17 protein-coding genes are annotated in these 22,336 nt (G+C 58.0%); 5 read left to right on the forward strand and 12 right to left on the reverse strand.

Translation table 11 applies throughout. The annotated features are described in order from the left end of the window. Window positions 1-16: 16 nt before the first annotated feature. Together U5A65_RS01990 and U5A65_RS01995 are read right to left on the reverse strand one after the other, a co-directional pair. Complete coding sequence (locus tag U5A65_RS01990) at window positions 17-823, reverse strand: NAD(P)-binding domain-containing protein (protein ID WP_321945301.1); 807 nt, start codon at window positions 821-823, stop codon at window positions 17-19. Between the two features lie 24 nt (window positions 824-847). After that, the gene (locus tag U5A65_RS01995) at window positions 848-2,167 is read right to left on the reverse strand and encodes an FAD-binding oxidoreductase (RefSeq protein WP_321945302.1); all 1,320 of its coding nucleotides are present in this window, start codon (window positions 2,165-2,167) and stop codon (window positions 848-850) included. A gap of 568 nt (window positions 2,168-2,735) precedes the next feature. On the opposite strand from U5A65_RS01995, the gene U5A65_RS40905 reads away from it, so the two are divergent. Beyond that, window positions 2,736-2,870: a hypothetical protein gene (locus U5A65_RS40905; RefSeq protein ID WP_415764033.1), complete on the forward strand. Its 135-nt coding sequence runs from the start codon at window positions 2,736-2,738 to the stop codon at window positions 2,868-2,870. A gap of 156 nt (window positions 2,871-3,026) precedes the next feature. Then, entirely contained in the window at window positions 3,027-3,233 is a 207-nt protein-coding gene (locus U5A65_RS02000) for a hypothetical protein (RefSeq protein ID WP_321945303.1), read from the forward strand. An 81-nt stretch (window positions 3,234-3,314) separates the two neighbouring features. On the opposite strand, the gene U5A65_RS02005 is transcribed toward U5A65_RS02000, so the two are convergent. Then, window positions 3,315-4,466, reverse strand: coding sequence for a porin (locus U5A65_RS02005; protein ID WP_321945304.1), 1,152 nt, complete (start codon window positions 4,464-4,466; stop codon window positions 3,315-3,317). Between the two features lie 411 nt (window positions 4,467-4,877). Next, window positions 4,878-5,312: an FAD-dependent oxidoreductase gene (locus U5A65_RS40910; RefSeq protein WP_415764034.1), complete on the reverse strand. Its 435-nt coding sequence runs from the start codon at window positions 5,310-5,312 to the stop codon at window positions 4,878-4,880. Window positions 5,313-6,483: 1,171 nt separating this feature from the next. Between U5A65_RS40910 and U5A65_RS02010 the strand changes: the two genes are divergently transcribed. From U5A65_RS02010 to U5A65_RS02020, 3 genes are all read left to right on the forward strand, one after another. Further along, a complete protein-coding gene (locus U5A65_RS02010) occupies window positions 6,484-7,371 on the forward strand; it encodes a proline/glycine betaine ABC transporter permease (protein WP_321945305.1) in 888 nt (295 codons plus the stop codon). Further along, complete coding sequence (locus tag U5A65_RS02015) at window positions 7,364-8,488, forward strand: betaine/proline/choline family ABC transporter ATP-binding protein (protein ID WP_321945306.1); 1,125 nt, start codon at window positions 7,364-7,366, stop codon at window positions 8,486-8,488. Before U5A65_RS02010 ends, U5A65_RS02015 begins: the two co-directional genes overlap by 8 nt. A gap of 210 nt (window positions 8,489-8,698) precedes the next feature. Next, on the forward strand, window positions 8,699-9,700 hold the full coding sequence (locus tag U5A65_RS02020; RefSeq protein ID WP_321945307.1) for a glycine betaine ABC transporter substrate-binding protein: 1,002 nt from the start codon (window positions 8,699-8,701) through the stop codon (window positions 9,698-9,700). A gap of 699 nt (window positions 9,701-10,399) precedes the next feature. Here U5A65_RS02020 and U5A65_RS02025 read toward each other — a convergent pair. From U5A65_RS02025 to U5A65_RS02060, 8 genes are all read right to left on the reverse strand, one after another. Further along, on the reverse strand, window positions 10,400-11,314 hold the full coding sequence (locus U5A65_RS02025; protein WP_321945308.1) for a dihydrodipicolinate synthase family protein: 915 nt from the start codon (window positions 11,312-11,314) through the stop codon (window positions 10,400-10,402). 170 nt (window positions 11,315-11,484) lie between these two features. Next, the gene (gene acs, locus U5A65_RS02030; RefSeq protein WP_321945309.1) at window positions 11,485-13,467 is read right to left on the reverse strand and encodes an acetate--CoA ligase; all 1,983 of its coding nucleotides are present in this window, start codon (window positions 13,465-13,467) and stop codon (window positions 11,485-11,487) included. Between the two features lie 482 nt (window positions 13,468-13,949). After that, window positions 13,950-15,890, reverse strand: coding sequence for an acyl CoA:acetate/3-ketoacid CoA transferase (locus tag U5A65_RS02035; protein WP_321945310.1), 1,941 nt, complete (start codon window positions 15,888-15,890; stop codon window positions 13,950-13,952). 15 nt (window positions 15,891-15,905) lie between these two features. Continuing rightward, window positions 15,906-16,784, reverse strand: a complete 879-nt coding sequence (locus tag U5A65_RS02040; protein ID WP_321945311.1) for an alpha/beta hydrolase — start codon at window positions 16,782-16,784, stop codon at window positions 15,906-15,908. Window positions 16,785-16,798: 14 nt separating this feature from the next. Then, window positions 16,799-17,914 carry a class III poly(R)-hydroxyalkanoic acid synthase subunit PhaC gene (gene phaC, locus U5A65_RS02045; RefSeq protein ID WP_321945312.1) on the reverse strand — a complete coding sequence of 372 codons (1,116 nt, stop codon included), beginning with the start codon at window positions 17,912-17,914 and terminating at the stop codon, window positions 16,799-16,801. Between the two features lie 8 nt (window positions 17,915-17,922). After that, window positions 17,923-18,759: a poly(R)-hydroxyalkanoic acid synthase subunit PhaE gene (locus U5A65_RS02050; protein ID WP_321945313.1), complete on the reverse strand. Its 837-nt coding sequence runs from the start codon at window positions 18,757-18,759 to the stop codon at window positions 17,923-17,925. Then, window positions 18,756-19,883 carry a zinc-dependent alcohol dehydrogenase family protein gene (locus U5A65_RS02055; RefSeq protein WP_321945314.1) on the reverse strand — a complete coding sequence of 376 codons (1,128 nt, stop codon included), beginning with the start codon at window positions 19,881-19,883 and terminating at the stop codon, window positions 18,756-18,758. Before U5A65_RS02055 ends, U5A65_RS02050 begins: the two co-directional genes overlap by 4 nt. Next, window positions 19,880-21,547, reverse strand: a complete 1,668-nt coding sequence (locus U5A65_RS02060) for an acetolactate synthase large subunit (protein WP_321945315.1) — start codon at window positions 21,545-21,547, stop codon at window positions 19,880-19,882. Before U5A65_RS02060 ends, U5A65_RS02055 begins: the two co-directional genes overlap by 4 nt. Between the last annotated feature and the right edge of the window lie 789 nt (window positions 21,548-22,336).

Genomic DNA, 22,336 nt, shown 5'->3' on the forward strand with positions numbered 1-22,336 from the left:
ATTGGTCGGCGAACCGTCAAAGCGCCATTTCAGCGGTATCCAAACAGAAATCTCTCTCAGATCTCGTCAAAAGCGCATCGAAGACCACTTCGCAGGCTGCGCCCCATGCCGCGTTGGCGTGATGCAATCCCAACATCTCGAGGCCCTGTTCGGTAAACGTCCCTGGCGTCGCAATGGCGCGGCCGAGATCCAGGAACGGCGACGTATCGCAATGTCGGGCATAAGCGAGACAATCTTCCAGACTACTCAGGACCAGCGCCCGTGCGCGCTCGGACGGCAACTCCTTTTCGATCAGCCAATGTTGCAGATCGTGCAGCAGAAAATAGAACCAACCGTTCATGCACGCGCTGACCGTCGCCAATTCGAATTCGGTATCGCTGGCGAGCACAATCAGATTGCCCAGCGGATGAAGGAGTGCCTCCACACCGCGATCGGCCGGATAAACAGCGACCGTGGAGCGATTAATTTCGGCTGCATAGGACAGCATCGCTCGTCCGCATCGGTCAATACCAAACAGCCGCTGGAGTTCGGCAACCGAAACGCCGCTGACGACGGATATCAGCGTCTGATCGTGTCTCAGCGTGACTTGCTTCGCTAGCTCGGGCAACTGCGCCGGGCGCACTCCAACGAGCACAATGTCGGCCGCATCGACGACAGCCTGGTTGTCCGGCATCACGCGGCACCCGCAGTCTCGAGCGAGCGTCAAAGCCTTTTCCCGCCCCCGCGGCGACATAAATACGTCCAGCTCGCCGGCATCGCGCTGCAAGCCGCGGACCATCTTTTCTGTGAGATCCCCGACTCCAAGAATACCTAACTTGATCATGATTAACTCCCCGGCGACAAACGTTCAACTCTCTTTGCCTGCACGACATTGCCCCCACATCAGGTTCAGGTTCACGCCAGCGGACAGGAACGGTTCGGGTGGATTGGCGCTGGGTCCGGGCGACGACAGCAGAAACTCGATGAGTTGGTTGTGCTCGCCTGCCAGCCAGTCGGCAAGCAGCGTGCCGGTAATCGTGCCGCGAGTAATGCCCAGACCACCGCAACAAAGCGCACCATAAACGTTCGGGGCCAACTGGCCAAAATGAGCCATGTGATTGCGCGAAAGGCACATCGCGCCGCCCCACGTGTATTCGAATTCCACGTTCGGCAGCATCGGAAAGCGTCGTTCGAACGACATCCGATGGCGCTGCGCAACCCGGTGCAGGAATCGCCCGTTACCGCGGCCGTTCGGGTTGAAGCTGAAACTGTTTCGCACCAGCAGGCGATTGTCCGGCGTCCGCCTTAACGTGCTGCCAAACGGGTCGGCCGGAATGATGCCCCACACCGGCAAGCCGCCGAGTCTTGATTGCTCTTCGTCCGTCAACACACGTGTGATGCTGCCGTAAGTGAATACGGGCAGCAGCCGTCGCTTCAGGAAACCGAAGCTCGACGCGAATGCGTTATTGGTGAGCAGCAGTTTGTCCGCAACGATCGCACCGTGTTCATGCGCGAGGGTGATCTTGTTACCGTATTGGACGGCGGAAATCGGCGTGTACTCATGCAGCGTGACGTTTTCCGGCAGGCTGTCAGCCAGCCCTTTCACCAGCGTCGCAGGTTGCAGAAGGATGGTACCGGGCGTGAATAGTCCTTTCTTGTAGAAACGCGTGCCGATGCGTTCCGGCAGCTCCGCTTCCGATACCACTTCACAGACTTCGCCGAGGCTTTCCAGCCCTTTCCTGTACGCGTCCAGTACCGCGATCCCGCGCGCCTCAACGGCAGCCTGGTACTTACCCACGGCCTGCATGTCGCAGGCGATGCCGTGTTCGGCCACCAGTCCCTTGATAATCTCCTGCGCCGCCCGATTGAGCTTGAGGTTCATCTTCGCCGTCGCGAGATCCCCAATGTAGTCAGGTGCGCCTATATCGTGTGGCAAATCGATCGCGAATCCGGAATTCCGCCCGGACGCGCCATAGCCCACCTCCTGCGCGTCAACAAGGACAACCGAGTCGTTCGGGTAATGCAACGCGATTCGCCTCGCCGCCGCCAGACCCGTCAACCCAGCACCAACGATGACCCATCGTGCCGATGTTTTTCCCGCGTGCGGCACAGCAGGCTGCCGTTTTCGGCTCAGGTGAAACCAGCCGCAGGATTGGTCGTCGGCCGGCAAGTGATTGACTCGTCTCATGTTCTGCACCAATGTGTCCCGAGAGTATCGAATCGACGCGGCGGGACCACATATAACGACTGGGTCAATTGCTATGAGGTGGCGGCCATTCAGGGTATCCCCTTAACCCCGTCCAACGCTGAGACCAGCGCGCCTAACGGAGTGCGTCAAAAAGGTAATCCGGCGCATGGCGAAGCAGGCCATCGCTGAGGTGATTGATCGCCTCTGGGCCGGTGCCGAACATTCCACCTAGCGACCTATGTTTGATCTCCTGCGGGCGGTCAATTGGCTCGCGATCGGGAATGAACGTGCCCACCTGCATGCCAGGGGCTCATGCTGGGGTACTGTATGAGGTGTATCTCAGGGAAAGTGGCGATCGAGCGCGGTCTCCACGCCGCGCCTTTCACCCACCAGACCGGCACCGAAATCCGCACCGAGTTCTATCGACGAGTTGCGGAATGTAAGACGCGAACGTCCCCGCGAATGACCGAGCGTGACCTGGGGGCGATCCCCCATTGCGAGAATCCGGCACGTCGGCGAGTGGATCGAGACCTGGTTTCTTGCCTCTGGGGACCGCACGAGGATCTCGATGTACGACTGCTCTTCGCGCGTCCTAAAGCAATATGATCTACTGGCCTTCGACACGGATGTGGTCGCACCCAACGGCTACCGTTTGGACATCTCCCGCACATGGCTCGCTGGAGACGAGCCGCGCGGCGGATGAGCAGCGCAAGCTCTACGAGCATGCGCATGCAAAGGTCCATTTCATCATCGACCCTTTACGGCCAGCCACAGGGTTTCGTGAGTTTTCGGAAAAGCGTGGAGGATTCCGGATCAGGTCGTCAAGAAGCGCAATTGCTGCCTTGCCCACGGCATCGGAATGGTCGATGAATACCCCTCGATCGCCCGTCAGGTCGATCGGGATAGGGCGGACTACGACGGTCGCTTCGAAAGCGTCATGATGGTGTGCGTCGAAAGCTATATCGGTGCGGAAGACGGAACACAGGGCATCAAGCTCGAAGTCGTGTTGACCGAGAACGGCTGCGCTTCATTGACCGGCTGTGCCTTCGAGACCGATTGGATTTAACCCGCAGTGTGCGGTATTCAGGGACTCACTTCGCTCAAGACGGCGTGCCAGCAGGCACGCCGTCCGCTATTACAGCGGTTGTCAGAACTTGTGACGGATTGCAGCGCGAATCACCAGCTGATTCGAATTCGAGGAAACGTCTGCCGCACCCGGCACATAGGCGACGTCGAGCACCGTTTGGGTCTTGTCGCCGCCAACATGCTGGTAGGCACCCTGCAGATAAACATCCGTACGCTTCGACAGATTGTAGTCAGCCATCAAACCAATCGTCTGATAGTTGGGATGCAGCTTCCCGGTGGTCGCGTTGAAATCCGCTCGCGTATAGGTGTACATCGCACCAACGAAAAACGCCGGAGTGAACTGATATTTGCCATTCACCTCGAAGTTCTGGAAGCGCAGCGACGACAGCGTCGACCCGGCGGGCGGCGTAATCGGCCCCACATAGCCGGAGCTGAGCGGCTGCGTGACGTTGGTGTTCGTGTACGCGAAGCCCAGCGTTGCCGACCCGATCGTATAGTTGATCCCCGCGCCAAAGATGCGCAGGCGTTCTGCGAGGAAGTTTTCGTCGCCGCCGTTATTGATCGCGCCAGTAGCCGTTGAAGAGGGGTTATTGGCCTGCAGGTACGACGCCGCGATCAACAGCGAACCATTCGTGTATTGCGCGCCTACGCTGTATTGCCGGTTATTGGCGAAATTCGTGTCGTTGCTGAAGCTATACGTGCCGCCGAACTGGAAGCCGGCGAGCGAAGGGCTCGTGTACTTCGCCGTGTTGTTGACGCGGAATGTGTTGTCCGTGTTGTCGTTGTCGTAGGGGTGCGAAAACAGGTAACCGGCCCAGCTCCCGTTCGCGGTGGTCTGCGCGAGAAAATCGACCAGCGAGTCGTACTGGCGACCCAGGGTGACCGTACCGTACGTGTCGCTCGCCACGCCCACATAGGCCTGCCGCCCGAACATCAAACCACCCTGCCCAAGCTTTCCGTTGTTGACGTTGAAGCCGTTTTCAAGCTGGAACACGGCCTTCAGGCCACCGCCGAGATCCTCGGCGCCCTTCAAGCCCCACCGGCTGCCTTGAACATAGCCGCTCTGCAGCTCGTACATCTTGCTGCCGCCTACGTTATTTGTGAAGTCGAAGCCTTCGTCGATCACGCCATAAAGCGTCACCGAGCTTTGAGCCATCGCGGGCACGGCAAATGCCGCCAATATCGATGCCGCGATTACACTACGTCCTTTCATCGAATCCTCCAAACCTGGTTATCGTTCATTTGTCGACTGTCGTCCGCTTATTTTTATTTTCGGCAATGCATAGCAACCCTACCTATTTTTGTCGATGATTTCCTCTTTTTGTAGTAACTTTTTACTGGATAACGAGTAGGCGCGAGACTGCCACGACGCCTTCACGAACATCGTGCAGGCCTCTAAGTGAGCCTTACGGTAAGCCAGCGGGTCGGAAACCATCGCTCGCACGACACCCGATTGCGCTGCGCGACCCATGCAAGAAGCGCTCGTTGCCGCGTCCCTTCGGGCTGAAGCTAATGCGCATCAGCAGGCGATTGTCCGGCATTCGCCTCAACGTGCTGCCAAATGGTTCGGTTGGGATGACGCCCCAGATGGACGGTCCGCAAAGTCTCGATGGATCTTCTTCGGTCAACATCTGTACGATGCCGCCGTAGATGAATACGGGCAGCAGCGGTCGCTCCAGGAAGCCGATGTCGGACGCAAAAGACCGCGATGCCGGACGTGTACGGTAGTCCCGTACTTGCCGACGGCCCGTTCTTGGCAGTCAATGCTGCATTCGGCTGGCCGTCCCTTGACGATCTCCCGCGCTGTATGTTTATGCTTGGCGTTCACCTCCGTCATCGCGAGATCTCCAAGGTAACCGGGCCTGCCAATCTCGCGCGGCAAAACGACCGCACATCCGGAATTCCGCCCGGGCCCGCCACGTCCCACCTCCTGCGCGTCAACAAGGACGACTGAGTCGCCTGGATGACGCACCGCGATTCGCCTCGCCGCTGCCATACCCGTCAACCCCGCGCCGACGAGGGTCCACCGCGCCGCCCCTCTGTGAATAACTCGTCTCATGATCGGCACCGATGTGTGCCGAGAGTATCGAATCGACACGGCGGGACCACATATAACGAATGGGGCAATTGCTATGATGTTGCTGCCATTCAGGGTATCCCCTTAAGGTCACGTCCCCCGCCGACATCCGCATACCGAGCGAAGCGATAAATCGGTCTTTTCGCCCCAAGGCGATGGCTGCTGCACAGCGCGGACGTGCAGTAGCCATGCCTCGAATGGATGACGCAATCCTCGAGCCGACGGCACCCTCACTTGACCGCGGTAGGAGTACCCGCGGCCAGCGCTTCACCGCCGCTCGACTGGCGCGTCAGGTGGCCGAACTCGACTGCGAACAGATCGCACAGGCGTTTCGAGGTACGAGCCTAATGAGCGTATGGCGACATTCTGTTGCACCCCGGTCGCCTGAGCTTCGAGACGCAGCCCGCCGAGCGCGACCGCTGCGTCGGCACTCGCTCTCCGTCATGCACGGTTACGCAGACACCGTTGAGTGCGACGAGCAAACAGGCGGACAGTGCGGAATGGTTATCGCCTTGTGGGCTCGGTCATCACGAACTGCGCATCGGCCCCAGCTCCGAGCGAGCTGACTCGCACCTAATGGCCGCCCCGACTGGGGTAGCATTTCGCACCGCCAACTCAAGGAAAATCTGCAGGTCTGGATCGCTTGTGACACCGGGCGCGCAGGGCACCGCCTCACCGCTCTAGGACATACCCTGAGTGGCAGCAACATCATAGCAATTGCCCCATTCGTTATATGCGGACACCGTGCCCGGATTTGATACTCGCTACACCAAAGATACTCATCGAGTCAGGATGAAGGCGATAGTCGGAGATTCGGATCTCGCGGAAAATCCACGAAATTCGGTCTTACAGAACCGTTTGAACCGACAGAGACTCAGGGATCTCAAGCGTGATGCGCCTCGGCTCAAGTACCGCCTCGAAATATTGATCGGCCATCGCGCAGGGGTAATAAGCTAACACGCAAGACTGCTTATTGTTCTGGACGCCTACAATAATTCATTAATGTTCGGCATCCGAATTATCTCTTTAAACATTGTAGTTTGAAGTTGAAAATTTCGAGGTCGCGTATCGCTCCATGCAGGCGCCTTGATTGAACAGCACTGGCGCGTGCGGCGTGCTCACCAAATAGGTTTCAGGAGTTGAGGAGGTAGACATGGACTGGCTAAGCAGATTTCCCCACATGCAGGATGAATCGCTCCTGCATGTCAAGCGAAGCATCGACGACGGATTTAGGGCATTCACCGCTGCCTACGGCGATTCGATCGACCAGGCGTTTCAGCCTCTACAGCAATTTTTGATGGGCGCAGAGCGCTTCATGACTCAGACGCCGTGGCCCGTCATCCTGCTCCTGGTGCTTGGTGTGGCGTGGGTGGCAAGCAGGAACTGGAAGGTGGTTGGCGCGTGCCTCGTGACGCTTTTGCTTATCGGCTATTTCGATATGTGGCAGGACACGATGAGAACCATTTCCATGATCTTTGTAAGCACGGTCATGTCGATCATCATCGGTCTTCCAACCGGCATCTTCATGGCGAAGTCGGACCGCGTACGCAGGATAGTCGATCCAATTCTCGATGTGATGCAGACAATGCCTAGCTTTGTTTACCTCATTCCGGTTGTCATGTTGCTTGGCATTGGCCGTGTGCCCGGCCTCATCGCTGTGGTCATTTATGCACTTCCGCCGATGATCAGGTTGACCAACCTTGGGATACGTCTCGTAGACAAAGACATCCTTGAAGCCGCGGATGCGTTCGGCTCCTCAGGCTGGCAACGACTCGTAAAAGTTCAATTACCTCTCGCTCTTCCTACCATCATGGCCGGTGTCAACCAGACGATCATGATGGCACTCGCGATGGTGGTCGTAGCCGCAATGATTGGGGTTCAAGGATTGGGACAGCCAGTATTGAAGGCCATTGCCAACCAGTACTTCACGCTCGGTATCTTTAACGGTCTTGCTATCGTCGGCATCGCGGTAATCTTCGATCGCGTTAGTCAGGCGTATGGCAAGCGGCTCCAAAAGCATCTGGAGGTGGTTCATGGCTGATATTAAATTTGGTGGTATCAAAATCAAGAATCTTTACAAGATTTTTGGACCGAAGGCCGCATCACATGTTGCCGCCGTGAAGAACGGCTTGCCGAAAGCCGATTTACTTAAGCAGACCGGCCACGTACTCGGCCTCCGCGACATCAATTTGGATATACCCGCCGGCTCCATTCAAGTGATCATGGGCCTCTCGGGATCGGGAAAGTCGACACTGATTCGGCACATCAATCGACTCATCGATCCGACATCAGGGGAAGTGATGATTGGCGGCGTTGATGTGTGCAAGATGAAGTTTCGCGACCTGCGCGAGTTCCGGCGAAATCAGACCGCAATGGTATTTCAGAAGTTCGCGCTCTTGCCGCACCGGAACGTTCTGGACAACGTTGTCTATGGACTTGAGTTGAGAGGTGTGGGGCGCAAGCAGTCGATCGATACGGCGATGAGATGGATCGAGCGCGTAGGCCTGAAGGGATTCGAGCAACGCTACCCGAATCAACTATCCGGCGGCATGCAGCAGCGCGTCGGTCTTGCCCGAGCGCTTTCGGCAGACGCGCCTGTTCTTCTAATGGACGAGGCATACTCAGCGCTCGACCCACTTATCCGCACGGACATGCAGGCGGTTCTTCTGGATATTCAGAAGGAAATCCGGAAGACGATTGTCTTCATCACGCACGACCTCGACGAAGCTCTTCGACTGGGGGACCAGATCGCCATCCTTCGCGATGGTTGCATGGTTCAACAAGGCACAAAACAGGACATTGTGTTGCGACCGGCAGACGAATATGTGACGAACTTCGTCAAACAAGTAAATCGGGGGCGCGTTGTCTCGGTCGATGGCGTCATGTCGCCGGTCCGTTCCGGCGCGAATACGGTTGGAAGGCAGATTTCGGTGGATACGACCATCGAGGATGCTATCTGTCTTTTGACACGCGTCACTGAGGACGACCACCTGGTGGTCGTTGGCGACGGAAATCGGCCCCTCGGAACCGTGAATCTGCGTCAATTGGCATCCGCACTTGTTACACCGGGCGACCAGCGCCAAAACGTCGGTGCGTCAGCGGAGGCGCTCCTCGGAGCTGATCGAGCGGCATCGTCTTCGCTCAGAGCTGTGCCGTAAGTCTTACACGGCAAAGCCGAGAGAAATCGAACGCATTCTTCGGGGCGGTGGACACGCTCCCGTTGACGATCATATAGCGCTCATGGAGCCGGACACCTTTTGATGTGAGTGTTCCCCTTGGCGCTCATCCTACGAGATCCAGCAGCCCGGACTCGCGACTGCCCGTGCTGCAATAAAACCACGTCGCTAGGTAATACGGAGGCAATGAAAATGAAAAGGTCTATTTCGTCCGCATGCGTACTGTTGGCTTTCCTGACAGGTGCGTCGGTGGCCCATGCGAAATGCGGGCATGTCACGATCGCCAGTATGAACTTCACAAGCGCGGAGGTGCTGGCGAACGTCGACAAGATCATCCTCGGCACCGGCTACGAATGTGATGCGGAGCTCGTTCTCGGTGACACAGTTCCGACGATGACGTCAATGGTTGAGAAGGGACAACCGGATATCGCCCCCGAAGTGCCGCCTGCACTCTTGCCGCAGCTCATCAATCGTGGGCTTTCTGAAGGTAAGTTGGTACAGACGGTCGAGGATATTTCCGACGGTGAAATGAATGGTTGGTTTATTCCCAAGTATTTCGCCGATAAGCATCCAGAAATCAAGACCATCCGAGATGTCTTCAAGCACCCTGAGCTTTTCCCCTCACCGGATGATCCGAAGAAAGGCGCGGTGTACAACGGTCCGCAAGGTTGGGGATGGACTGTGATTACCGCTCAGCTGTTCAAGGCATTCGATGGTACAAAGGCCGGATTCGAATTGGTTAACACCGGCTCGGCTGCTGGCCTGGATAGTTCAATCGTGAAGGCTTTCGCGAATCACCAGGCGTGGGTAGGCTATTACTGGTCACCGACCGCGCTCCTCGGAAAATATCAGATGGTACGACTTGATCCTGGCGTGCCTTATAACGATGCCGAATGGAAGCGATGCATTACAAAGGCGGATTGCCCGGATCCGAAGCCGACCGGCTGGCCGGCGACAGATCACGTCTACTCATACGTTACGAAGTCGTTCTCGACGCGAGTAAGCCCCGATGTCATGCAATATATGAAAACCCGCTCCTGGAACAGCGCAACGTTGAACAAGCTGATGGCTTGGATGTCGGATAATCAAGCGACCGGCGAAGACGGTGCGAAGCATTTCCTCAAGGAGAACAAGGACCTTTGGAGCAAATGGGTATCAAAGGACGCTGCCGAAAAGATTAGTGCATCGCTCTGATAACACCCCAAGTATTGATGTCTTTCAGTTGTCCACTTCAATTCAGAGCGAAATTTTAGCTCGAACTGAATGTCGGTCAGGCACCGCGTCCCACGTCAAATGACTGTAGCACCTGCAGATGAAACGCCGGCTCGGGGCAGACACCCCCCGCGCCGCGTAATCCTGGTCAGCTCTTGCAAGAGCGCTGGCGCGTGGGCGGCGGATAGTGCGAAGTGCAAGGCTATACACCCGCGCAACTCCGTCTCGGTCGATGCGCACACCGCGTCATGCGGAGCTTGTGGCGCACGCCGGTTGATCACGCTCCGCCAGAATAGGTACCAGTTCAGGATGAAAATACCGAGGTCTGGTTATCACGCCGACCGACCGTGCACCGCCTCGCGCGCTTCCGTCATGCATCAAGTTTTGAAAATCTTGTGGAACTTTTAATGGACAACGGAGTGCGCGGTACGCGGCAGACCCCGCCCGTCCCGATAAGGTACCCGGAAGGGAAAGGCCTAGAACTGGCGCGCGCACAGTAAGTTCCGGCCATTATCCGCCGCTTTCACGCTGGATTCTGGACGGACTACCAAAAACACGTTTCCAGCCCTCGCCGCCTCAAACGGGGCGTACGACCTTCCCGCATCAAATGGAGTTCGATCGCAAAGTGGCCTTATACACGCAGCAAGCCTCCTTCGCTGGATTGCCCGCTGCGTGCGTCAATCAAGCCGTGCCATCCCCCACTACAATCGAGGCAACCTCCAGCTTTAACTCGCCAACAATCCGTTGCAGCGTTTGCTTGTCATGCTCCTCAAGTTCCTTCAGAGGGGCCCGGACACCCCCAGTGCGAAGTCCCGCGAGTTCACATCCATACTTGATGGACTGAACGAACTTGCCACCCTCAAGGAAATCCATGAGTGGGAGCATCGCGGACATGATCCGGCGACCCTTGTCGAAATTCTTCTCGACCGCACAGGCTTGATACAACGCAATGTGCTCGACAGGAAGGAAATTTGAGCCAGCACAAACCCAGCTACGCGCACCCCATGCGAAGAACTCCAGAGCCTGATCGTCCCATCCACAGGAAAGGCTGATATTCGGGAACTCGCGCGCAAGCATATGCAGTTGCGCCATCTGACCAGAGCTCTCCTTGATAGCCAGGAAGTTATTCGATGCTGCGCAGACTGAATTGAAGAACTCACGCCCCATCGAGACGCCCATCCGGCCCGGATAGTTGTACAGCATGATAGGAAGATTCGCAGCCCGATCGATCGAAAGCGCGTGCTCAGCGTTTTCCTGCTGCGTCGGCAGTGCATACGGTGAGGAGCCGACCAGAATCGCATCGGCCTTGATCGCTTTCGCCGCCTTGGCATATTCTACTGAGTCCTCGGTACGAATTGCCCCTGTGCCAATCACCAGCTGAACCCGCGAGCCGATCACATCCCGGGCCAAAGTCCCAAGGTCGAAGCGCTCCTGCGCGGTATGAGCGTAGTATTCGCCAGTTGATCCGCCGATGACAATGCCATCGACCTTCGCTGCTATCAACGATTCGATCACCTCGGCAAAGGCAGTCTTGTCAATATTCCCTTCTGCGTCGAGGGGCGTAATGGCTGGGGTATAGATGCCTTCAAATTTCATGGTAACTCCATGCTGAAGTGGTATTGCGGCTTAGCCGGAGACAATGCGACTTCTTTTGTTGCCACCGGCATGCTGGGACTGATCCACGAGGTCTCTGAGACGCCTGGGAGGCGTCACCGGCTGTGCTCCGCTCAGCTTTCGAGCTCTACAGCAATCCAATTTGTGTGCCTCTATCGTGTCTTTCCGAGTTGATCGAGGATCGTGGGGTTCTCCAGCGTAGAGACATCCTGCGTGATCTCCTCGCCCTTCGCAAGTGAGCGCAACAGGCGGCGCATAATCTTGCCCGAGCGCGTCTTTGGGAGGTTCTCGCCAAAGCGGATCTCCTTCGGCTTCGCAATCGACCCGATCTCCTTGCCAACCCAGTTGCGCAGTTCCAAGGCGATCTTGATCGCCTCTTCACCTTCCGGGCGCCCCCCCTTGAGCGTAACGAAGGCGCACACTGCTTCGCCTGTCGTCTCGTCCGGAACGCCTACGACGGCAGCCTCTGCAACCAGAGGATTAGCTGCTAGCGCCGACTCGATCTCCATGGTCCCGAGGCGGTGACCTGAGACGTTTAGCACGTCATCGATGCGGCCCATGATCGTGAAGTAGCCGGTCTCCTTGTCACGCAACGCGCCATCTCCGGCAAGGTACAGCTTGCCGCCGAGTTCCTCCGGGAAGTAGCTAGACAGATAACGCGTCGGGTCGCGCCAGACATTGCGTAACATCGACGGCCACGGGCGCTTCACAACGAGAATGCCACCCTGCCCGTTTGGCACGTCCTGTCCGGTTTCGTCGACGACCGCGGCCATAATACCTGGCAGCGGCAGCGTGCACGAACCGGGCACGAGCGGCGTCGCGCCCGGCATCGGCGCGATCATGTGACCGCCCGTTTCCGTTTGCCACCACGTATCAACGATCGGGCACTGACCACGACCGACGTTCTCGTGATACCAAAGCCACGCTTCCGGATTGATCGGCTCGCCGACCGTGCCGAGTATGCGCAGCGTCGATAGGTCGTAGCATTTCGGATGCAACTTCGCATCCGAATCCGATGCCTTGATGAGCGAGCGGATAGCGGTCGGCGCGGTGTAGAAGATTGTCACCTTGTGGCGGTCGATCATCTCCCAGAAACGGCCGGCGTTCGGATAGGTCGGCACGCCCTCGAACATGACCTGCGTCGCACCGATGGCGAGCGGTCCGTACGCAATATAGCTATGCCCGGTGATCCAGCCGATATCCGCCGTGCACCAGAAGAGATCGCCAGGCTTCACGTCGAAGGTCCACTTCATCGTCTGCGCGGCCCACAGCAGCGTGCCTGCGGTGCTGTGCTGCACGCCTTTCGGTTTTCCCGTTGAACCGGACGTATACAGGATGAAGAGAGGGTGCTCCGCACACACCCATTCGGGCTCGCACTTGTTCGATTCCGTCTCGACGATCTCGTGCAGCCACACGTCGCGCCCTTCTGTCCACGCGACGTTGCTGCCCGTACGCTTGTACACGATGACGTCCTTCACCTTCTCGCAGCCGCCCGTAGCGATCGCTTCGTCGGCGATGCTCTTGAGTGGCAACGCCTTCCCGCCTCGCATCTGCTCGTCAGCCGTGATGAGCGCAACCGCGCCGACGTCAACGAGGCGCTCATTCAGCGACTTCGAGGAGAAGCCGCCGAACACGACCGAATGGATCGCTCCAATGCGCACGCAGGCTTGCATCCCGACGACACCTTCTACCGACATCGGCAGATAGATCACCACACGATCACCCTTTTTCACGCCCCGCTTCTTGAGCGCGTTGGCGAGCCGGCAGACGCGGTCCTGCAAGTCCTGATAGGTGACTTCACTCACCGTGCCGTCGTCAGCTTCAAAGATGATCGCGATCTGGTTCCCGCGGCCCGCTTCGACATGACGGTCGAGACAGTTGTACGAGGCGTTGAGCTCGCCGTCCTCGAACCACTTGTAGAACGGCGCGGCGGACTCGTCCAGCACCTTGGTAAACGGCTTGTACCACGAGAGTGTTTCGCTCGCCAAGCGCGCCCAGAAACCCTCGTAGTCACGCTCGGCTTCGGCGACCAAGACATCGTAAGCGGCCATGCTGGAGATCGCGGCGTAGGCAGATATCCTCTCCGACGGCGGGAATATGCGGCTTTTCTGCTGCGTTGGTTCGATCGCTGCCATGCTCTTCACCATTTTTCAGTTCCATAAGAAGACTCTTGCGGGCACCCCGTGATGTCCCGGGGCTTCCGATGCACAATCTGTCACGACGCTCCGTATCGGAAACATGCGCCCCACCGAGGCGCGCACGAAACTCTGCTGCAAACAGCGTCGACCTCCTTCGAGAGATCCGCGCTTCGGTCCATCGGACGAAATTGCGGGACTTGGATGTATGCCAGTTTCAAATCTTCGAGCGCAGCAGAAAGATCTTGAGCATGCTGCGGCTGGCAGACCGGATCCATGGCGGTTGGGACGCGCACGCTTACAAGGCCGCCGCCCTGCCAGACTTGAATTGCGAGAGGTCTCTCTGCCAAGGATGAGTGCAAAAATCGCCATCCAAATCGATAACGAACCGGCACCGCAAATCCACTCTCCCGCGCGGTATGAAGAAGAAGGATTGGGGCGAGACATGGTCGGTGTTCTCTACATATATGAGGCAAGTAATCTCACGCTGGCTCTCGCGCTCGAAGGAATTCGGTAGCTTCAGCGTGTGTTTCAAAAACGTGCGCTGCGGCCTGACGGGAAGAAAGCGCCTCCCCAAGCTTCATCCGCATGAAGGCACTGGTGGTGTAACGCGTAGTTGTCAAGTAGTGCTTTGCCTGCAGGTCGGCCACCATTTCGAAATACGCGTCAGCCAGCGACTCATCAAATCGGAATCCGTCGTAGTTGACGACTAACGCGACCCGATGGCCAATCTTGCTACATAGCGCGTCGAACACACGACGCACACATTCGATGTCGTCGACGCTTCGAATCGCCATTCCTTCAAAGTTCGCGAAGAGAATATTGCGATCGACGTCATAGCTGAGTCGATCGGTCAATTGCAGGTCCTGCAGTACGCCAGCGAGGCCGATGGGCTTCGTGCGATAGATGCGCGGGTCCATCAACGCGACGTCACCGACGATCGGTCGAAACGACATGTGTGCGAGTACATCCCGCTCGATATTGATCCCCGGCGCGACTTCGATCAGTTGCAAGCCTTCTGGTCGAAGCTTGAATACGCACCGCTCAGTGACATAGAGAACCGACTGTCCCTTCGCCGCTGCAAGCGGGCCGCTAAAGGTGATTTGCTCCACGGCTTCGACGAACTTGCGCGTTCGCCCCTCTGCGATAATGCGCATCTGACCTTTCTCCACTGCGGTCGCGATTCCTCCGGCAGTGAACGTCCCGGCGAACACGAGCCGGCGCGCATTTTGACTGATGTTGATGAAGCCGCCTGAGCCCGCCAGACGAGGTCCAAATCGGCTAACGTTGACGTTTCCGGCACGATCGATTTCGGCCATTCCCAGGCAAGCGAGATCAAGTCCACCGCCGTCATAAAAATCGAACTGCTGATTCTGGTGCAGCAGCGCTTGTGTATTGATGCCCGCGCCGAAGTCCATACCGCCTTGAGGCATTCCGCCGATTACGCCGGGCTCGGCGGTCAAGGTCAGATGATCGAGCACGCGCTCTTCCGCAGCGACAGCCGCCACCGCCTCGGGCATGCCGATTCCCAGGTTAATCACCCCACCCAGCGGCAACTCGAAGGCGCAACGCCTTGCGATGAGTTTCCTCTCATCGAGCGCCAGCGTTGGGATCTTGTTCACGGGGACACGGATCTCGCCCGAATAGGCCGGGTTGTATTCCGTCGCATAGGTTTGCTTATGCGACGATTGTGGTGCCAGCACTACGCAATCGACGAGAACGCCCGGGACGACCACGCTGCGTGCTTCAAGCGTGCCACTTGACGCAATTCGTTCTACTTGCGCGATAACGAGACCGTTGGCATTTCTCGCGGCCATTGCGGCCGCTTGAGCGTCAAGCATCAACGCCTCACGCTCCATCGTTATATTGCCGTCCGCATCTGCCGTGGTGCCGCGAATCAACGCAACGTTGATCGGGACCGCTTTGTAGAAGAGCCACTCCTCGCCATCAATTTCCATGACCCGCACGAGGTCTTCTGTCGTTCGTGCGTTGATCTTTCCGCCGTTTTGCCGCGGATCGACGAAGGTACCCAGCCCCACCTTCGTGAGCGTCCCTGCGCGGCGGGCGGCAGCATCGCGATAGAGGTGTGAGATAGTCCCGAGGGGTAGGTTGTACGCTTGGATACGGTTGTCCGTTGCCAGCTTCCCAAGTTTGGGCACGAGCAACCAGTGGCCGCCGATCGCACGTTGCACGAGCCCCTCACGGGCGAGCCGATTCAGCCCCCGATCCTTGCCATCGCCGGGCGCCGCCGCAAAAACAAGTGTGAGATCGCGCGGTCCCTCCGTCTCGACGAAGCGGCGCTCCAACGCCGCAATCAACTCCTCAGGCGTGCCAATGCCGACGAACCCTGAGCAACTCACCACATCTCCATCCCGTATCAGGGCGATGGCCTCATCGGCGGTAACGACCTTGTCTTGAATCATGGCAGTCTTGTTTCGCTAATCAAGATGTTCAGTTAAGAGGTAGTTCGCGATGATCGAAATCTGCGTCTCATCCATCAGTGCGGGCGCGTGACCGCAATCGGGAAACTCGAATGCCGTCACTCGCCCCTTCATGGCCGCTGGCCCACGCTCGAGCATCGCTTCCACCGTGCTTCGTGCCAGCAGGTCAGAATCTTCTCCGCGTAAAACCAGCACTGGGCAATCGATCTTGTCCCAGATCTGCCAAAGGATCACGTCGAGCAAGATCGGAATCGAAAAACGCACTCCGATGCCCGGATCGAAGTGAAATCGAAACCCGCCTGCCCCGTCTGAAACGGCGCTGTTCTGTGCCAGATGACGCCATTGGGCGTCGTTGAGCTTGCCAAACGGCGCGTGGACTTCCCGCAGGTGGGCTTCGACTTCATGGATAGACGCGAAGCGCCACGATCGGGTCAGGTAGCTGCCGATTCTGCGCAAGGCTGCAGCCGACACGCGCGCGCCGAAGTCATTGAGCACCAGCCTCCGTACCGGCGTTCCGGGTTGTGCCGCCACCAACATGCCAATATGGCCACCAAGTGAGGTGCCCACCCAATCCACCTTATCGACATCGAGCCGCGCAATCAGTGTCGACATTGCTCGCACGTACGCGCGGTCAGTGTAGTGCGCAGGCGACGCGAGCCAGTCACTGCGTCCGCGGCCGGGCAGGTCGGGCACGATCACCCGCATGCCCCTCGCAGCGAGAGCCGCCGCCAGCACGTCGAAGTCGCGGCCATTGCGGGAAACCCCGTGAACGCAGACGACGGTCCGTTCGGCGCTCTGCGAGCCCCACTCGGCATACGCGAGCTTGTGAAAGCCGCCCCGGCCAATGACGGAGACTTGTCTCAGTTGTGGTTGCATCGATCTAGCCCATCTCAGGGGTGTGGATCGTCACGCTCTTGCAGCCATTCGACGATGCCTTTTGCCAACACCCCTTGTGACTTGCCACTCACGAAGACACCAACGTGACCGCCCTCGAGGCCGATTTCCTGATAGTCGGAAGTGCCTACAGCTTCGCGCAACGCCTGTGTCGTCTTTGGCGGGATGATGTGATCATCTTTCGCGTAGATGTTCAGCACCGGCATCCTGATGTCCGACAGCTTGACGGTGCGACCATCCAATTGAAATTCACCGCGAATCAGCTCATTGTTCTTGTAGAGATTGATCAGCAGCTGTTTGGCTGCTTCGCCGGGGTGATGCGGCCTGTCGGCTAGCCACTTTTCCATGCGCAGGAAGTTGAGCAGCTTTTTCTCATCGTCGAACGTGTCGAGCAGCCCGACGTTGTATTTCGACAAGGTCGCGCCCGGCGTCATCTGGGAAAAGACGTAACCTGTCAGCTCACCCGGGAGATTCCCGCTGGCCTCGATCAATTGTGCGACATCGTCGTCGCTCATGCCACGGGCCCAGAGGTTGAGAAGCCCGTGATTGACGCGGCCTTCAGCCTGGTCCTCGTGAAAATCTACCGGAGTGATAGTCAGGATGAGGTTTTTCACCCGCTCCGGGTTGAGCGCGGCGTAGCACAGCGAAAACACCCCACCTTCACAGATGCCGAGAAGATTGATCGCTTCAACTTGGTGTTCGCGGCAAATGAATTCGATGCAGTCGTTCAGGTAGACGTCGACATAGTCCTCAAACTTGAGCCAGCGATCGCTGCGACTCGGACTGCCCCAATCGACTGCATAGACATCGACACCGAGCGCGAGCAGGTTGCGTAACATCGAGCGATCTTCCTGCAGGTCAGTCATCGTGTATCGGCCGATCTGGCCGTATGCGACGAGCACGGGGGTGCCGACCTTGCGCCCCGCCGTGGGCTTATAGCGGTACAACGTGGTCTTGTCTTCTCGAAATACGACCTCCTTGTCGGCGGTAGCGATCTGCACATGCTCGTCCTTAAGACGGTCGAGCATTTGTTGTCCACGGGCGATCTTCAAGCTGAAGTCGCTAAATTCGGCGAGCGCCCTCGCGGCGGTCGACTTCTGTTCGGCGGCCATGGCTTCTCTCAGGTGTGAATGGTTCGGTCACGCTTCGCGGCCGCCGCGCGCGGCCGGCGCGACGGTTTAGGCGCAGACGCGGGCGGATCTTCCGCACGTGACGCGGATTGACGCTGCAGCAATCGGACTTGCCTCCGAAGTTCCGTCACTGTGCGCTGTATCTCATCAACCTCGGTACGGGTCGGGACGTGATAGGCCTCGCACCACGATTCGGCTATCTCACGCTCCTGCAACCGATAGTCCGACGCAGAACGCAGCATACGGGCTTGCGCGCTCACGAATTCGTCTGAGCGATACGCTTCAATCAGTGTTTCGTTGGCTACCTTCAACCACTGATCCGTCAGGCTGCGCCACGTCTTCGGCGCCTCGCCTTCGTTCGTCGTCAAAGTTTTCATGAAACGTTCGAACGTCGCATTCCAGGCCCGTTGCACAACCGCCTGATAGGCAAGCACAGCTTCATCGCGCTTTCTCAACGAGTGCTGCAATCGAACGAGTTTTTGGTCAAGATCCCATAGCGTTGCGTATTTAGGACCCTCGATGACGTGCTGCAGGGCAGCGTCAAACGCACCCGTGCCGTTTCCGCCCCACCGGGCTGGCGAGAATATCTCGCGCAATGCATTTGACGTCCAAGCGTCGGGATCGACGCCATCTTTCGCAAATGCCGCCCATTTCTCGATTGAGGCTTTCCAGGTTTCCGTCAAGTCGGCAAACTGCGCTTGCATGGGCTGCTTCGTCTTTTGTGCGCTCCCGTCAGACGAGCCACCAGGCGAAGCGAACATCGACTTGAGCAATTCTTGCTGCAGCGCGCTCCACGCATCGGGCCAGCTTCCGTTTGCCTGACTCATTCGAACACCACTACTTGGCGAATGGCTTTGCCCTCGTGCAGCAGATCGAAACCACGATTGATTTCGTCGAGGCGCAAGCGCCCCGTGAGCAGCTTGTCCACGGGCAGACGTCCTTGCTTGTACAACTCGATGTAGCGCGGGATGTCGCGTGCCGGCACACATGTTCCGATGTAGCTGCCTTTAACCGTGCGCTCCTCAGCGACCAGGCTCACGGCGGCCAGCGGCCAGCGCGCGGTTGACGGGGGTAAGCCCGCAGTAACGGTCGCCCCGCCTCGACGCGTGATGCTGTATGCCAAATCCAATGCACGGATCGAGCCCGCAAACTCAAAGGCGAACTCGACTCCACCCGAACTCAGTGCGCGGATATGCTCGAGTGCATCTTCCCGCGCGGCGTTGACCGTGTGGGTCGCGCCGAGAAGGCGCGCCTGCTCGAGCTTCGCGTCCGAAAGATCCACCGCGATAATCTGCCTGGCTCCGGCGGCTTGTGCGCCTATGAGCGCGGCGAGCCCAACGCCGCCTAGGCCGATAACCGCTACGGACGCACCCACGCGTACCTGAGCCGTGTTGACTACTGCGCCAACGCCCGTCAGAACCGCACATCCAAAGAGTGCCGCTTCGTCGAGCGGCACCGTGGGATCGATCTTGACTACGGACCGGCGTGACACCGTGGCATACTCGGCGAAGACCGAGCAACCGAGATGATGGTTGATGGCGTCGCCTTTCAGGCTAAGCCGTCGAGCGCCGGAGAGCAGCGTCCCGGCACCGTTTGCTGCAGCGCCCGGCTCGCACAAGGCCGGGCGCCCTTCTGCACATGGGGTGCAATGGCCACAGCTCGGCACGAAAACCACGACCACATGGTCGCCAACCTGAAGATCGGTTACGCCGGCGCCCAGCTGCTCGACGACCCCCGCGGCTTCATGACCGAGCGCCATCGGCATCGGGCGGGGCCGGTCTCCGTTGATGACGGAGAGGTCCGAGTGGCACAAGCCCGCGGCTGCGATCCTGATAAGCACTTCGTCAGGCCCAGGCGGTGCCAGCTCAATGTCTTCAATGGAAAGCGGGCGGGATTCAGCATAAGGCGCTGTCGCGCCCATCGCTTGAAGAACAGCTGCCTTGATCCTCATTGCGCCACCTCGTCCATAACCCGATTCTTGAGTTCTTCGACAAGCACCCGATTGTTCTCGGTGTAATCGACCGGCACCACCACCAGCTGTACACCACCTTCAAGGAAAGCTGCCTCGAGTTCAGGCACAAGTCCCTCCGCCGACTCAACCCGCCGGCCCTTCGCGCCGTAAGCCTCTGCGTACTTCACAAAATCCGGGTTGCCAAAGGTCAGGCCCCAGTCCGCAAAATCATCTACAGTCTGCTTCCAGCGGATCATTCCGTAAGCATCGTCCTGAATAATCAGCACCACTAGATTGAGCCTTAGCCGCACCGCGGTCTCGAGCTCCTGAGAATTCATCATGAAGCCACCATCCCCGCATACCGCCATCACACGGCGCTGGGGATAGAGAAGAGCCGCCATCATGGCCGAGGGCAAACCTGCGCCCATCGTGGCCAACGCGTTGTCAAGCAGCAAGGTGTTGGCGCAGCGATTCCGATAACAGCGCGCGAACCAGATTTTGTACATGCCGTTGTCGAGGGCGACAATGCCGTCGGCAGGCATGACGGCGCGCACATCGTTGACGATGCGCTGTGGCGTCAGCGGAAAACGCGACTCGGTTGCACGGTCCATCGTTCGCTTCAAAATGCTCTCCCGCAACTGCGCCAACGCTCCTGCGTTAGGGAGCTTGCCTTCGACAACATCTGCAAGACGTGCCAGACTCAAACCGAGGTCGCCCACGACCTGCGCATGCGGGAAAAAGACCTGTTCGACGTTGGCCGGCGTGTAGCCAATATGAATCACCTTCGGCCCCGTCGGCCCCATGATGAACGGGGGCTTTTCAACCGTATCGTGACCGATCGTGACGATCAGGTCGGCGCGGTCGATTGCTTCGTGCAGGTAGTCGCGTTCGCTCAGCGCGGCCGTACCAAGCCATAGTTCGCTAGCTTCATCGTTGCCGATTGCGGCAATGGTGCCCTTACCCATCTGGGTGTTGAAATAAGGAATGCCTGTTCGCCGAATGAAACTGGTCAACTGCCCAGCGAGGCGGGGCCGATTGCTCGCCGCACCAAACATGACGAGCGGACGTTTCGCGTTTGCCAGCATCGTGGCAGCGCGATCGATAGCTGCATCCTGCGCAACGGGCAATTCGACGGGATGCGGAGGCACCACGACCAGGTTATCGCTCACCTCTTCGCTTGCTACGTCTTCTGGCAATTCGAGATGTACTGGTCCAGGACGCTCGTCTTGTGCTAGACGAAAAGCTTCTCGAACCACAGCAGGGATGCTGGCGCCGCTAACAATCTGACGTGACGATTTGGTCAGCGGCTTCATTGTTGCCACGATGTCCACAATCTGGAAGCGCGCCTGACGAGCCGTCTTGATTGGCTTCTGCCCCGTGATGAGCACCATCGGCATCGCGCCGAGGTGCGCATACGCCGCGCCGGTGACCAGATTCAAAGCACCAGGACCAAGTGTCGCCATGCAGACACCGGGCTTTCCCGTAAGACGTCCGTGGGTAGCAGCCATGAACGCGGCTGTCTGCTCATGCCGCGTCAAAATCAGTTCAATGCTCGAGCGACGTAGCGATTCGACAACGTCGAGATTTTCCTCGCCTGGCACCGCAAAGATGCGGTCGACGCCTTCGTTCTCCAGCGCCTTCACGAACAGGTCGGATGCTTTCACGAACAGACTCCTTGTCTGCAGAGTTTCGAAAATTGGATCTTTGAACGCTCACGACAGCCGTCTCAAACGGCTCCCGATAGCTCTATGGCAAACCGCGGAAGACTACTTGCGTTCTTCGTTTCTTGCATGCAGCAATCCCAACCCTCCCGTCTGGCAGGTCTTTAACCGGTTAGCCTTAGCGAACTCAGCTATTGAGTATTTTGTAGTCCTATTTATTTTATAATATCATCTCGCGAGACTATTATATAAATCATCTATCTTGTTAGTTATATCCGAGGATTGCGACCCAACTCACATCCGGTCGATCCGGGACGTTCGCCGCGATCTCTGATACGGGTGCCCCTAGCAAGGTCGTGTATGACGATTTTCGCTCCCGAGACGGCCTTTCCCCTACGGGGGTAGAAAAGGCAGACTGACAGGCATCATCTTCGGAAAGTTCAATGTCTTTATTGAGGGGAGTCATTTCGTGGAGTACCTTTTCAGAGAAGAAGTCGCACGAGTATCGCCACGACCTCACAAAAGTTTTGAGGATAATTAATCTTCGCGATCCAGCTGTGTAGCTGCAACCGATAAACCTTCAATGTTGTGCAGAAACTGAATGGCATGGCGTCCGCATGTTGCTATGTCGATATGTCAGTCGTGTCGGAAGCACTATGACGAAACAGGCCCACTATCAACGCACGACCATGCGGCTCTGCAACGATACGCGATGCTCCGCTTACCTTCCGCATCTCCAGCCGAGGTGGGACATCGGACTTATCGTGCGACCAGATGCCTTACTGGCCGCCG

Origin of the sequence: Paraburkholderia sp. J10-1, assembly GCF_905220165.1 — a bacterium.
In the GTDB taxonomy this organism is placed as follows: domain Bacteria; phylum Pseudomonadota; class Gammaproteobacteria; order Burkholderiales; family Burkholderiaceae; genus Paraburkholderia.